This is a genomic window from Methanogenium cariaci JCM 10550 (assembly GCF_001315945.1).
In the GTDB taxonomy this organism is placed as follows: domain Archaea; phylum Halobacteriota; class Methanomicrobia; order Methanomicrobiales; family Methanomicrobiaceae; genus Methanogenium; species Methanogenium cariaci.
The window spans coordinates 1-13210 of record NZ_BBBG01000002.1 but is presented as its reverse complement, the minus strand read 5'-3'; the positions used below and the strand labels follow the sequence as shown (position 1 = coordinate 13210).

The window sequence follows — 13210 nt, the reverse complement described above, 5'->3', positions numbered from 1 at the left end:
ATCACTCCTTCGGCAACGATCACCCCCCCAGATATGTCCGTAATTATCACGCAGCTGAACACAACACCGGGAAACATACCGGTCAATCTGTCAGGATTCGGAAGTGCATACAATATCACAGTGTCAACACCGCAGAACGTGACCGTGGCTGTGAACGCGGATTACCAACCGGAACAGTCGTATTACCTGATGCGATACAACCAGTCGGGATCTGCATGGGGGGGTCCGGTGAACACCACGCTGCTGATATCTAATAACTCGGCAGCGTTCTTCATATCGGATTCGGGAATATACCGCCTCTTCACCGACAGGGAACCCCCCCGTATTGAATGAAACATAACGGGCGTATTGCTGCAACCGGATGGCACGGACAGGTATCGTTCATGAGACAGGCATCGGCAATGAGATTCATCTCCGGTATTCTTTTTCTTCTGCTCATACAGGCGGTGGTCTCCCCCCCTGCCAGTGCGGATATACAGAAAGGCACGATATCGGTTACCTCCAATCCGCAGGGGGCGGATATCTACCTGAATGACGAGGACCTCGGTCTTCAGACGAATACGGTGATCCAGGATGTCTTTCCGGGTATCCATTATATCAGGCTTGAGCTGCCGGGCTACCGTACATGGGAGACGATATTTGAGGTAAAGGAGGGGGGGCAGACTGCCTACATCAGCCATAATCTGGAACCGGTGGTGGGCGATGCGTTCTCGGTATCGACAACGCCCGAGGGTGCACGGATCTTTATCGACGGGCAATTCTCCGGCACATCGAATGTCGTTCTCTACGAGCTTCCCGCAGGTCAGCATCGCGTGCTCCTGCAGCTGGAAAATTACTCCGACTATGCAGTAACGGTGACCATAAACGAAGATATGTCGCAGTCGCTGGTGCATACGTTTGAGCCGGTATCCACGGTGGGGGGGAGGATTACCGTTGAGTCTGTCCCGTCCAATGCCGAAATTTATCTGAACGGGGGGGAGTTTAAGGGCAATACCCGAACGACGCTTGAAGATGTTGTGCCGGGAACCTACGATGTTGTCATCAGAAAAATTGGATACGATGACTGGACCGGCAGGGTCGATGTTGCGGCGGGCAAGATATCGGAGGTGAAGGCGGAGCTTTTGCCTGCACAGGTTCTGCTGTCTGTTCACACCGCACCCGGAGGCGCTCAGGTTTTCGTCGATGGCGTTCTTTCCGGCAGCAGCCCTCTTGAAATCCCGGTCGGGCAGGGGGGGTTACACACGATCGTTGTCGAGAAGTTTGGCTACAGAAGTGTAGAAGAAGAGCTGGATGTCGGTGCAGCAGGTGCCACTGTCTCATTGAATCTGGTTTCAATGGCACCGGAGGCCATCGCGGAGGCGGAACGGGTGGTCTCCGAAAACCTTGGCTATAACCCGAAAAAGGCTCAGACATTCTTAGAGAATGCAAAAAGACGGTATGCGGCAGGTGATGCACCGGGTGCGATAGCCGACGCGGCGTCTGCCATCGCTGCAGCTGTTGATGTGGACGGGGGGGATGGGGTATTAAATCCGCAGGATATCAGTCCGAACCTGCACAATGTCGTGATATACGCGTCGCCGTTTGTTCTTGTGCTTCTCGTCCTGGTGGTTTTCGTGAAGGACGTTGTAGGGCATAGGGTAAAATCTGAGATCGTCGTGCACCTCCCGGTGACTGTCCGGGAAAACGATACGCTTGCACAGGCCGAGGTTACCGCCGATATCTCCGGCGGGCCCTACCGGGGGGTTTGTCTGCACGGTCTCCATCGACGGTGTCTCCATCGATCACTTCACTGACCCCGGAACATATGTGGTGTCGCTTGCCGGAAGAAGCCGGGGGGGCGTTCACCACTTTTCGGTAGACCTTCAGGTTGCAAAAGAGCGCTACGGCAGGGCCGGGAAGAAGGTGGAGAAGATCTTCATCGTTGAACCGGTGGAGCAGGTGCATTCTGTTCTGGATCATCGGGAAGGTGACGATGACAACGCGACTGATGTTCCAAAAGACGAACGCTCCGGAGTGGAGACGTTGTATGAGGGTGGGCCTGATGCTGGTGGGATGATTCAGAAGAGTAGATTGGGGGGGGAAGACAGATGCAGGTACATGTCCTCCTCTTCCTCTTTTGGTCGCTCTTCCGTCACCCCCCCTAATCACCTTTTTTGACCCCCCCTTTTTCGGGGTATCGGGGCGTAAAACGAACGTATTTTCCGCTCATATTTTCTGCCGGAAAAATACCCATTTATTGCCTGTTGTTTACGAAAAAAATGTTAATTGTGGAGTATCATGGGGTCACTATTGCCGGATATTTTGAGAGGATGCTGGAAGGTCATCCCGACTGAGATCGGCCCTCTCCGGGCCTCTGTGTGGATCAGTTTTTTTCGAGCGCAGGTTGTTTTTGAGGGTATTTATGCGTTGCTTAACCGAATGATTGGATTTTTGGCCAACGTGACGCGAACCATATGTCATACTGATTTCTGAAAAATTCCCGGAGTCGGGATCGTTGTGCTCCTGACACTTTCAGACCCCTCACAGAAGTATTATTACGGTCTGCAGGAATCGTTAGAGTATGGCGGACAACCCCATTTTTTCCTTCCATTCGACCGTTCTGTTTGTGAACGATGTGGAGATTTCAAAAAAATTCTACACTGAGGTCATGGGAGAGGAAATTGAGCTTGATCTCGGCAAAAATGTCGGTTTTAAAAGTGCACTTGCGATCTGGGACGGGCGGTACGGCAGAGATGTGATATTCGGGGCTGCTGACACCAATGGTGAAGATTTTTCTTCAAAGCGGATGCTCGAAATATATTACGAAACAGAGGATATGGAGCAGACATTTGATAAACTGAATGCTGCCGGTGTCGAATTTGTACATGGAGTTACTGCTCAGCCTGGTGCCAGCTCACCGTCCGTTTCCTTGACCCGGACGGTCACATGATCGAGGTGGGAGAGAGAATGGACGTCTGTGTGAAACGGCTGGCCGCATCCGGCATGTCCGCCGATGAAATTGTTGCATCCACCACCATGCCCCCGGAGGTTGTGAAGTATATGCTCGGCACGGGTGAACAGTAATCCGGTGTTCGGGGGGGGAAATACCGTCACTCCAAAAAAGTATTTGGTCGGGTCGGGATGGGTAGAATCCCTGTCCCCCCCGATTGGCCAGAATGTGACACGCACCAGCGGTCACATCCGGTTCTCTTTTTCCTATTGTTCTTTCCGGTCGTAAAAAAATCAGATCGCCTTCAGGCCGAGCGCTTCGTTGGTGATGCGGACGGACTCTTCAGCGGTGTCCGCTCCCTTCATCATTGCACGGATGGCGTCGATGTTCTCGACGACGACATCCGCCTCCTGATGAATGGCCTGGAAGAGATAGAGCTCATTGTTCTTGCCGACCGCAACCGAGTCCTCGTAGACACAGGACTCCCAGAGGTCACCGCGGGGGGGGCGGCCCATGTCCGAGGCCAGTTCCCTGAGTTCCGCCGTGGAGGTGATGCCGGAGGCACCCTTCACGATACCGATTCTCGGATGTTTCCTGATCAGGTCAAGGACGCCCTCACAACTGGCCTCCCGTGCCAGTTCCATGCGGATCACATGCATGTGCATAAAAGTCGTCGGCACGATCATCGCAGTTGTCACGATATCGACTGACGGGAGGATGGTGTTCACATCTGGGCCGTGGTGGGACGGGATGGTGACCGGATTGAGGACGATGGCGTCCACCGGCCCCTTCTTGATCCCGCCGGGGGGGTCAGAGCCGCGGCGCACCATCGTTGCAAAGACCGACTTCACACCATATGCCTCGTCTGCCAGCTGGATGATGCGGCACAGCCCGGTCGTATTGCAGGACACCACCCGCACAAAGTCAGCGCCGAAGGCATCGTGATAATTGCAGGATGAATTAAACGATATGCCTGCCAGCTCGTGCTTCTCGCCGCCCTGCCATATGGCCTTGACATTGTAGAGTTCATAGAGCGCCTTATTCGATTTTCCCACCCCGCCGGGGGGGGTGGCATCGACGACGATATCACACTGGCGCAGCATGCCTTCCACATCTCCTGCGACCGCAATGCCTGCCTCATCAAAGGCCGGTTTCTTGGTAATATCTGCGATATATAGGGGGGGGTATCCCCGCTCGTTTGCGATATATGCCTCCCCCTGAGGGTCGGTCTTGGAGACCCCCGATAACTTCCATGTCCGGCTGAGCGGCCACCGCATCAGCACCCGTTTGCCAATCGTTCCGTATCCGTTAATTGCCACTTTGATCATAGCTGCACACCTTCAGATGGTAGTCCCGGGCATGGCACACTCCCTGTCTGCAGGAAAAAATAGCATGCGCTCGTCTCTCCACCTGATTATCAAATTGACGGGAATACAAGAAAATAGTTCTCTTCGAATGAATGTGGTGGAGATATAAAAAAGGGTTCTCTTTGAATATGTGTATGATACGACAAGCCGGTCTTCGCGAAATGACAATGTTGAAGAGACCTGTGCTCATAGTAATCCTTTGATCAAAAGGGGGGGGTGTGGGGGGGAATAAAAACAGATGTCTGTCCACGATGTGGGGGGGAACCGGTACCGGGGGGGGAGGGTGCCACCATCTGCATGGTCTGCGGCCAGTCCCTGAAAAAGCGTTACACAATGCAAAGGGAGATGGCGGTGGTGGCCGTTCTTGCAGTGGTGGTCATTATCCTGGCCTACCTTCTGTTCCCGGTCTTTTTCGGTCCGACAACCGTCACGAGCACCGGAGATGTCCGGTTTGCCGTCATTCTTTCGGATGGGAATGCGTCCATTGCGTATGAAGGCAGCGCTGACGGCAGAAATGTAACAGACCTGCAGATAGCGGTTCTTGCAGAAGGGGGGGACGTTCATCGCAGAGGTTCTCCTTTGCAGACCCGCAGCCGGGAACGGTTCTCGGACCGGTTGAGACCGGCACCGTGGGAAAACCGGTGGGTATCTATTATGTTGCCGTCTATACCGACGGTACAGAGATCAATAATACCATTCCTATCTGAAAGGAGAGGGGGGGGAATGTGTGGTGACGGAGCACAGAGACGATGACAGGGAACCTTGATCGTGAGTATGCCGTCTGGGTTACCCCCCCGGATGAACTCGGGAAAAAAAAGGAGATTCACCTCAAAGGAAAGATAGTCACCTTCCGGGTTCCCGAACGGATCGACGGGCATGTGGTGCTGCGCCTGAAAGGCCTCGGCTCCCGAAGCGGGTCACAGACGGGTAACCTGCTTGTCCGGATCAATCTCATGGAAGAGAGCTCTGGCACAAGAGGTTCTCCCTTCAGCCGCACCGGGCAGCGTTCGTCATCAGACGGTGGGTTTGGATCGTTCTCACGGATGTATCGTTCGCGGGCTCAGGAGAACGGCAGTGGAGGGAAGAACCCCTTCACCAGGCAGGAGGCGGTGAAGGACCCGATGCAGCGGCGGCGGGCAGGGTTGTTGATCACCGGTGCAGGACTGGTGCTTGTTGCAGGAGGATACTGGGGGGGAATCCTGCCGCTCTCTGCCTGGGCGGGGGGGAGTATCGTCGTTATGGCGGGTATCTATGTCGCCTTCTTTACCTGAAGGCGTTTATCCCTTGAAATTGGTGAAATAGTTCTCGATATATCCCTGTTTTTGTATCCGGTCCCTCTCCTGCGGGTCACGGATGAGGTGTACTCCGGTGGTCTGGACTGCCGGGCAGAAGGGGCAGAGCGCAAATGGCACATCATCTGCATGATCCCGCACCGGGCAGTAATATATCCGCCCGTCCTGCTCGACAGATAGTCCGCCCGGAAAGGGTGTCTCAACAGGATGTCCGGGCCCATCCTCCGCATACATCGCATAGCAGGCAAGTGCATAGTGCAGTGAGAGGAGAGCGGGGTCTTTCTCCTCCGCCTTGTGTGCGGCCGCCTGCTGCACCATCCGGCAGTAATCGGTAAACCCTCTCCGCAGGGAAGCGGAGCGCCAGGAACGGTCGCCTCATGGGTCGCCACTGTCAGCAGGCGGTGGTGCGTGTCGAAGATCTCCTCGTGGACTGCTTTGAGGAGAGGATCCCGGTAGTCAGCGGGGGGGATGTCGCGGGTCTCTTTTCGAAGTTTACCATCATCTGGCGAAGGCTCTCCTGCGGGTATTTCCGTACATGCTCTGCAAGAAGAGAGACGAGCGCCTCTTTGTTTCGGCATGCTGCCGCCCTGTTCCAGAATGCCTCTACCCGAGTGAGACTGCTTTGGTATGCAGGAAGAATCTCTCCGGACGGAGCCGTATCCCTGCAGATCACCGATGCGGTATCCACGATGCAGTCAATCTCCGGCCCGTAGGTGGCACCCCCCCCGACTTGTTGTCGCCGGATATGAGTGCCCGTATCCGTGAGAAAATCCCGGCCATGTCATCTATACTGCACCGGCAGATAATGAGTGTTCTGTTTCCGGCAGACTGTTCTTTCCGACCAGTAGGGAGGTTATGAAAAAAGAGAACGTTTGTGTTTCTCCCCCCCCTGGCACCCGATCTCACGCGGGCCTATGTGAGGCAGACTTCACAGCCGGTGCTGGTGAGGACCCAGTAGCCGCAACCGGGGTTGCAGGATGCCGGTTTCACATACGTACCGCTCTCCGTGTCATAGGTGTAGATCTGATCCGTCAGTGCCTCTGCCGGGTCGGATGTCAGATGATCGGTAAAGGGCATCATCTCCGTGCAGCTGCCGATCATATTCCAGCCGGAAGGCACCGGTTCGGTGTAGCAGTCCAGTCTCTGGCCGGTGAAGGTGAGCGTGCACGGGGGGGCCATCGCTGACACCCAGATTCCTTCTCCGGGCAGAACACTGGCGGGGGGGTCTTCCACCAGTTCATAGACGCTCACATTGTAACGGTAGACCGAACCTGCCTCCGATGGGAGGATGATGGTGGCGTTTGCCACCGGCACAGAGATCATGTTCCAGCCGGCTGATAGGGTGACGGTCACATTTACCGGGAGTGGTATGAGGGTAAATGTGGCATTCACGTTTGTCCCATCTGTTACGGTGACGGTCTGTGTGTCCGGTTCCTCATACCCTGCAAGCCTGACGTTCACGGTGTAGTCACCCGGTGCGAGGGCAAAGTTGTGATCTGTTATCTCTCCGGTATCCACACCGTCAATCCATATGGCAGCTCCTGCGGGAACGGATGTGACGGTCAGGTTTCCCTGCGGTTCCGGAATGGGGGGGACAAGGTTGAATGCGGCATTCACCGTTGTCTTGTCGGTGACAGTGATGGTCTGTGCGACCGGTTGCTCATACCCCGCAAGCCTGACGTACACGTTGTAGTCACCCGGTGTGAGGGCAAAGTTGTGATCTGTTATCTCTCCGGTATCGGCACCATCAATCCATATGGCAGCCCCCCCTGCGGGAACGGATGTTACGGTCAGGTTTCCCTGCGGTTCGGGGGGGATGGGTACCAGATTAAATGCAACGTTCCCGGTCGTCCCATCGGTGACGGTGACAACCTGTGCGACCGGCTCTTCATACCCCGTAAGCCTGACGTTCACGGTGTAGTCATCCGGTGTGAGTGGTATGGTGCTGTTCGTTATCTTTCCGGTATCTGCACCGTCAATCCATATGGCCGCTCCCGCGGGAACGGATGTGACCTGCACGGCCCCGGTGAATGTCGCGGATGCGTACTTCAACGTCCCGGTAGTTTCATCAGAGTAGCTGATGGCCGGATGACCATCGGTGTCGAAGGCAAGGGCGGTATATTCAAATTTACCCGCTCCGGTATCGATGGTCGTGATCTGCCATTCTGTCCCGTCATGGAGGGCATACTTTAGATCACCAGTCGCCGCGTCAGTATAACTGATGGCCGGATGACCGGCGGTGTCGAAGGCAAGGGAGGTGTATTCGCTAATAACCTCCGGTATATCAATGGTCGAGATATGCCATTCTGTCCCGTCATGGTGGGCGTATTTCAGCTCACCAGTGGACGAATCGGTATAGCTGACAGCCGGATGACCGGTGGTGTCGAAGGCAAGGGAGACATATTCTCCGGTAATCCCACTGTCATCAATGGTTGAGATCTTCCACTCGGTTCCTTCATACCGGGCGTATTTCAGCTCGGAATTGGTGATATCAGAATAACTGATCGCGGGAGCACCCCCCTGCATCAAAGGCAAGCGAAGAATACCATCCGACGCTCTCCCCCTGCATCAACGGTTACGGTCTCCCAACCGGTGCCATCGTTCCAGGCATACTTCAGATCCAATTGGGAGAAATTCTGATAACTGATGGCCGGATGGCCGTTATTGTCCCAGGCAAGTGAGGTATACCATCCCACTGCCCCCCCCGCCGTGTCAACGGTTGTGATCAGCCAGTCTGCCCCGTCATAGCGGGCATACTTTAGGTCTTCGTTTATCGCATCATAATAACTGATGGCCGCATGATTTTCCGCGTCCAGAACCAGTGATGTGTGATATCCCACACTTTTATTCGCATCGACGGTGGTTGTCTGCCACCCGTTGCCGTCGTTCCATGCATACTTCAGGTTATTTGCGTCATAATCCAGATAGCTGATTGCCGGAATGTCATCAATTCCTATCGCAAGCGATGAAAACCGACCGACATCAGTTGCAGCGTCGGCAGTCGTTACGTTCCATATTTCTCCGGCAGATACCGGTGTCATTAACAGTCCTCCTATAAGCAGAAGGACACCATACCAGGTTACATTTTGATACCTCAATGTAGGCACACCCCAGTCTACTACGACATGTCAGACTGTATAAATATATCCCATTACTTTATATTGCAGTAATTTATTGTATAAAAATCTTATTTTATTGTAAAAAGTGCCAATATATTGTAAAATATGTTAATAACAGGGTTTGATTATTATTTAAAGCTCATATTGGATATTTATCATTGGTTCGGGATGTTTCAGAGGTTATTTCCATGCCGTGATGCCGGTCGTCGGAACTGGAAGAATACTCTTTCTCCTGTCTGTTATTCCTCTTAAAATCTGTTTCCGGTGATTATTTTATGTACATCTCTTTGATCTGATACCTTCCGGGATGACTATGGGATGGAGCATCATTTCCTGTTTTGTATTAAAAACAGAAATGCGGTGGCATATAGAGGAGCATATGGACTGATCCTGCTTCTGCCAGAGATCTGATGGGAATATCTTGACCAGCCGGGAGTGATAGTGCAGGATCACTTCCCTGTCGGGTAAAATCCGGCCGGTAACTCTGACAGATATGCCGGACGATGCCCCGCGGGTTTCTGTGTCTGTGTCGTATTCCGGACAAACCTTGATTGCGACTGCCACAGAAAGAGTATCCATGCCTGTTCAAATAGATTCTCCGTTTACTCCGGATTCGTCCTTTCGGCCCTACCTGATCGTAGTGACCGGACTGGGCATGCTGATCCCCCCCACCTTTTTCTTTGCTCTGATGGGATTTGGCATCCTGAATGGGGAAGATGGTGGTATCCTTGCGGTGATCGCAGGAATCTTTGTGGTCTTTGCCGTGGCAGGCGGTCTCTGGGCCTACCTTTATTGCAGAACGGTAAGCTACCTGCTCACCCCCCCGACTGAGATGACCTGGGGGCCGCGGGGTTCTCTGGAAACAGACCGGCATCGTCCCCCCCTACAATCGTATCACGAACGTCGACATCATCCAGGGCCCGGTGATGCGGCTCTTTGGCATATCAAATCTGCGTATCCAGACCGCCGGTTATTCGGCAAATCAGCTTGCAGAGATTAAACTTCAGGGCATCCGTGACCCCCCCGAACCTCTTCGTGCCGTCATCATGGATTTCGTACGATCTGGTCACTCCATTGCTGCGGTCACCGGTGCAGAGACTATCACAGGCTCTTCGTCCGTTTCATCCGGATCCCGGACGCAGGGGACGGATGCTGTCGTGCTGCAGGAACTCCGGGATATTACCATGGTGCTGAAGAGAATTGAAGAGAAGATGCAGTGATCAAAAGGAATTATCCATCACTCATTCCCTCGTTTTTTTGTGTTGTTTATTGGATGTTTTCATTTTTTGGCTCCCCCCCTCACTCTTTCATGGAAACCCACGGACTATTCAGGATCCGTTCATTCCTGGTGAGAGGCTGCGTATCGAATGAGTCCGGAAGAATTCCCATGACGGTAACCTCGGTCTGCCATTTGGTCTACTGAGATATTTTATGTTCCTAAAACCCCCCCCAAGAAGTCAGCATTGAATTTGACTGCCGGGTTAGGATTCTCCAGATATCCGGAAATGCCGAATTATATCCCATCGCAATCAGATGAATTCAAGTGAAGTGGCAAACAGGGGGGGCTGTACTGATTTCTTCAGCATCCGGTGACGGTTTTTCTGATCTATGGGGGGGGATAAAAAAGAGGGTGTAAAAAAAGACCAAAAAGAGAAGAGGAATATGAATGTGAGCGGGTGGTTCTTTTCTGTAGGGATATTCATCGGATATCTTTTCTGAACTGACTCACAACTACAATTATAGGTTTTCTGCCTGTTTTTTACGTAAGACCGGTCTCTTTGGACATAAAGAAATACATTATTCGAGAACAATGTCTCCATCTGTTGCTGCACTAATCCAGTATCCGCAGCCAGGCATATTTGCAACAGGTATGGTATAGGCCCTGGTGGCGGGGGGGTCATAGGTATAGATGGAACCTCTGATAATGCCTTCCGGTTCTGAGGTAAGATGTCCTTCAAAGGGTATCTCTGTGGCCGTGCTGCCGACCATGTTCCACCCTGCTGTGCTGGTTCGGGTGATATTTACCACTGGTTCACCAGTCATTGTGAGGGTACAGGGGGGGCCGGTGGCTGCTACCCAGTATCCGTCCCAATTCCCAAGTGTGGAGAGGTCGGTCACCTCAGTGTAGGTGTTGCCGTTATATCGGTAAATGGCCGGCTGTATCTCAGGGGGGGTATATCATAGGTGGCGTTTCGCACAGGTACCGAGACCATGTTCCACCCTGTCGAGAGATTTGCCATGATGGTCACTTCTGCAGGAGTGATGGGCCCTGCCAAGGCGAAGTAGAGTTCCTCTTCACCTGGAGCAAATGTGTAATTGGTGAATACCGTCCGGGTGGTAGTGTTAACAGTGGAATCTGTTTCGGACCACAATCTTCCGGCCGTGCTGTCGGATCGAAGAACGGTGAGGCCGGATTCAGTGATACCCGCGATATCTGCTGTTGTGTAATGGAAGGTGATGTTGGCCCTCATTACATCGGCCACTAATGCATCCTCCTGAATATATGCAATGGCACCGGTGAACTGGTATCCGTCCGGTACATCGGCTGGATATGCCCCTGCCTCTGAGAGACGGACATTCTTCCCACTGAAGTCCATCTGTGTCTTTGGGTCAGAGAGCGTGATATTCGTGAAAGAATCGTTCCCATCCACATCTTTGTTGATGGAGATCCCGCTGTTTATGTTCGCTGAGAGATATGTATCAACAAAGTCCCGATTCCCGTTAGCCTGGATATTCAGACCCTGGTCATTTTCCCGGAGGATGTTGCCGGTGCCGGTGATGGCTGAACTTTCGAAACAGATGATGCCGTAATCTCCGCATGCTTCGATGGTGTTGCGGCTGATATCTGTATTATTTACATCGATAAGCCATATGCCGGTGCTAAAGGAGGAGGGAGTGACCCATAGATCCCCCCCTTCAATAGTGTTGTCGCAGATCGAAACTCCACCGATCCCACTCAGCCTGATTCCAATGTGCGAAAATTCCGTAAAGGTGTTGTTCCGGATAATCACCCCCCCAGCATCTGTTGCCGGATTGGCATTATTCAGCATAATGCCATAGTCGCACCGGGTGAAGGTATTATTTTCAATTACGGAATCGTAGAGATTTAGCGGGTCGAAGGCGAAATCAGGTATGTCAGAGAATGTGTTGTTACGGATAGTAAGTCTGGTCAAAAGCGCTGAGTTGCTGTACATACCTTCCTGGTCACAAAAATACGAGTCCACGACCGTGAGGGAATCCACAGAGTTCCAGAGACGGATAGCAGGTTGGCTTGCAATAGTGCCGTTCTCTACCCTGCAGGTATCTATGGTCACATTTCCCGCACCGTTTCTGCATTCGATTCCATATAAAAATCCGGAAAATGTGACATTTTTAATGGAGGTGTACTGCACATCCTCAGATATGATCACTCCTTTGGCATTCAACCCCGAATCCGGGCAGGTGAGGGTGACCGATCCATTACTGGTGATGGTGATGTTGTCTGCCTGCACATACAGGGCGGTGGGCGCTGATACATTACAGTCTCCGGTGATAACATAGGTCTGGTTCTCCTGATCCAGGTAGTATATATCTGTGATCGGCCCGGTGATGGGGGGGATTGCTGCTGTAGCTCCGCTGGCACAGATCAGAACGATGCAGAATACTACAATGGAAATGATTGTAACTGAATGGGTTTTTCTTCTGTTTTCGGGTTTCATTCTCTCTCTCTCCTTTGTGGTGTGGTGGTACTTTTAATGGTAATTTCATGTAGAATGAGACAATTGAGTAGTTGTGTACTTTTGGGTTTGTGATCTTTAATAATGGTTTTTTTGTGCCGATCCGGGGAATGAGTGAGTCTGAAGACAGAGGTCGCCGCCACATTTTATACCTCCTCCCCCCCGATGTTATCTCCTTACTCTCTGCGATGCTCTACCCTTCGTATGAACAGATTCAGAGGTCACACCCATGAACGTGAAAGTATTTCCAGTCTCATGTCCGGAAGAAAAATGGCCATTATCACCCAGCCGTATGATAGATCGGTCACCCTTCCTGAAGCGGTATGTGCCTTGCCTGCCCACAGGGGGGGGAAGGGGGCGGGAGCGAGGGGGAAAAAGGGAGAATGCTATTAGCACCGGCGGACAAAAACTCTTGTAATGAGAGCGTATGTGAGACGGACATTCCTTGTCTGTATGATCCTGTTCCTGGTCTGCGGGGGCTGTGGGGGCCATCCAGCCGCCTGACCTGAACCGGACGGTTACGATTGACGGTGCTACGGAGCTGGCGGCCTTCACTGAATCACCTGTTGCAGGAGGGTTTATTGCCGCCGGTGCCACAGAGGACGGACCGACCGTCTGGTTTGTTGCTGCAGACGGGACTGTTAGTGGCAATATGACGGTTGCCATAGGAAATGCCTCGACCATCCGCTATGTCCAGGAGAATGAGGACGGATATGTGGTATTCACCGATACCCATGACTTCGTGGGAATCGGTCCGGAAGGTGAGACGCAGTGGACATGGCATGTG

At 52.8% G+C, this 13210-nt stretch carries 17 protein-coding genes; 10 read left to right on the top strand and 7 right to left on the bottom strand.

Annotated features, from left to right (window positions below; genetic code table 11):
• Positions 1-33 precede the first annotated feature (33 nt).
• The 5 genes from JCM10550_RS02290 to JCM10550_RS21480 all read left to right on the top strand — a co-directional run bounded on the left by JCM10550_RS02290 (position 34) and on the right by JCM10550_RS21480 (position 3063).
• Positions 34-333: a hypothetical protein gene (locus JCM10550_RS02290; RefSeq protein ID WP_062396667.1), complete on the top strand. Its 300-nt coding sequence runs from the start codon at positions 34-36 to the stop codon at positions 331-333.
• Positions 330-1793: a PEGA domain-containing protein gene (locus JCM10550_RS02285; RefSeq protein WP_062396665.1), complete on the top strand. Its 1464-nt coding sequence runs from the start codon at positions 330-332 to the stop codon at positions 1791-1793. The genes JCM10550_RS02290 and JCM10550_RS02285 overlap by 4 nt, the downstream gene beginning before the upstream one ends.
• A complete protein-coding gene (locus JCM10550_RS02280; protein ID WP_157199846.1) occupies positions 1693-2157 on the top strand; it encodes a hypothetical protein in 465 nt (154 codons plus the stop codon). The genes JCM10550_RS02285 and JCM10550_RS02280 overlap by 101 nt, the downstream gene beginning before the upstream one ends.
• Before the next feature lie 403 nt (positions 2158-2560).
• Complete coding sequence (locus JCM10550_RS02275; RefSeq protein ID WP_245618630.1) at positions 2561-2929, top strand: VOC family protein; 369 nt, start codon at positions 2561-2563, stop codon at positions 2927-2929.
• Entirely contained in the window at positions 2926-3063 is a 138-nt protein-coding gene (locus JCM10550_RS21480; protein WP_245618629.1) for a hypothetical protein, read from the top strand. Before JCM10550_RS02275 ends, JCM10550_RS21480 begins: the two co-directional genes overlap by 4 nt.
• Before the next feature lie 159 nt (positions 3064-3222).
• Here the strand turns inward: JCM10550_RS21480 and JCM10550_RS02270 are convergent, their stop codons facing one another.
• A complete protein-coding gene (locus tag JCM10550_RS02270; RefSeq protein ID WP_062396662.1) occupies positions 3223-4257 on the bottom strand; it encodes a type II glyceraldehyde-3-phosphate dehydrogenase in 1035 nt (344 codons plus the stop codon).
• A gap of 255 nt (positions 4258-4512) precedes the next feature.
• Here JCM10550_RS02270 and JCM10550_RS02265 point away from each other — a divergent pair, with 255 nt between their 5' ends.
• Positions 4513-5049, top strand: coding sequence for a hypothetical protein (locus JCM10550_RS02265; protein ID WP_062396660.1), 537 nt, complete (start codon positions 4513-4515; stop codon positions 5047-5049).
• A complete protein-coding gene (locus JCM10550_RS02260; RefSeq protein ID WP_062396659.1) occupies positions 5046-5567 on the top strand; it encodes a hypothetical protein in 522 nt (173 codons plus the stop codon). Before JCM10550_RS02265 ends, JCM10550_RS02260 begins: the two co-directional genes overlap by 4 nt.
• A gap of 6 nt (positions 5568-5573) precedes the next feature.
• Here JCM10550_RS02260 and JCM10550_RS02255 read toward each other — a convergent pair whose 3' ends face one another.
• The 4 genes from JCM10550_RS02255 to JCM10550_RS02240 all read right to left on the bottom strand — a co-directional run bounded on the left by JCM10550_RS02255 (position 5574) and on the right by JCM10550_RS02240 (position 8629).
• A complete protein-coding gene (locus JCM10550_RS02255; protein WP_281175239.1) occupies positions 5574-5936 on the bottom strand; it encodes a DUF2115 family protein in 363 nt (120 codons plus the stop codon).
• Positions 5937-5979: 43 nt separating this feature from the next.
• On the bottom strand, positions 5980-6276 hold the full coding sequence (locus JCM10550_RS17940) for a hypothetical protein (RefSeq protein WP_157199845.1): 297 nt from the start codon (positions 6274-6276) through the stop codon (positions 5980-5982).
• A 224-nt stretch (positions 6277-6500) separates the two neighbouring features.
• Positions 6501-8114, bottom strand: a complete 1614-nt coding sequence (locus JCM10550_RS02245) for a PEGA domain-containing protein (RefSeq protein ID WP_062396653.1) — start codon at positions 8112-8114, stop codon at positions 6501-6503.
• The gene (locus JCM10550_RS02240) at positions 8114-8629 is read right to left on the bottom strand and encodes a hypothetical protein (protein WP_062396652.1); all 516 of its coding nucleotides are present in this window, start codon (positions 8627-8629) and stop codon (positions 8114-8116) included. Before JCM10550_RS02240 ends, JCM10550_RS02245 begins: the two co-directional genes overlap by 1 nt.
• 655 nt (positions 8630-9284) lie before the next feature.
• Between JCM10550_RS02240 and JCM10550_RS21475 the strand changes: the two genes are divergently transcribed.
• Both JCM10550_RS21475 and JCM10550_RS21470 read left to right on the top strand, forming a co-directional pair.
• Positions 9285-9707, top strand: a complete 423-nt coding sequence (locus JCM10550_RS21475) for a hypothetical protein (RefSeq protein ID WP_245618628.1) — start codon at positions 9285-9287, stop codon at positions 9705-9707.
• Entirely contained in the window at positions 9601-9927 is a 327-nt protein-coding gene (locus tag JCM10550_RS21470; RefSeq protein ID WP_245618671.1) for a PH domain-containing protein, read from the top strand. The genes JCM10550_RS21475 and JCM10550_RS21470 overlap by 107 nt, the downstream gene beginning before the upstream one ends.
• A 577-nt stretch (positions 9928-10504) precedes the next feature.
• Here JCM10550_RS21470 and JCM10550_RS02225 read toward each other — a convergent pair.
• Both JCM10550_RS02225 and JCM10550_RS02220 read right to left on the bottom strand, forming a co-directional pair.
• Positions 10505-10825 carry a hypothetical protein gene (locus JCM10550_RS02225; protein ID WP_062396647.1) on the bottom strand — a complete coding sequence of 107 codons (321 nt, stop codon included), beginning with the start codon at positions 10823-10825 and terminating at the stop codon, positions 10505-10507.
• On the bottom strand, positions 10822-12405 hold the full coding sequence (locus JCM10550_RS02220; protein ID WP_062396645.1) for a nitrous oxide reductase family maturation protein NosD: 1584 nt from the start codon (positions 12403-12405) through the stop codon (positions 10822-10824). Before JCM10550_RS02220 ends, JCM10550_RS02225 begins: the two co-directional genes overlap by 4 nt.
• 499 nt (positions 12406-12904) lie before the next feature.
• Here JCM10550_RS02220 and JCM10550_RS02210 point away from each other — a divergent pair.
• A partial coding sequence (locus JCM10550_RS02210) for a hypothetical protein (RefSeq protein ID WP_157199844.1) occupies positions 12905-13210 on the top strand: 306 nt, incomplete at its 3' end.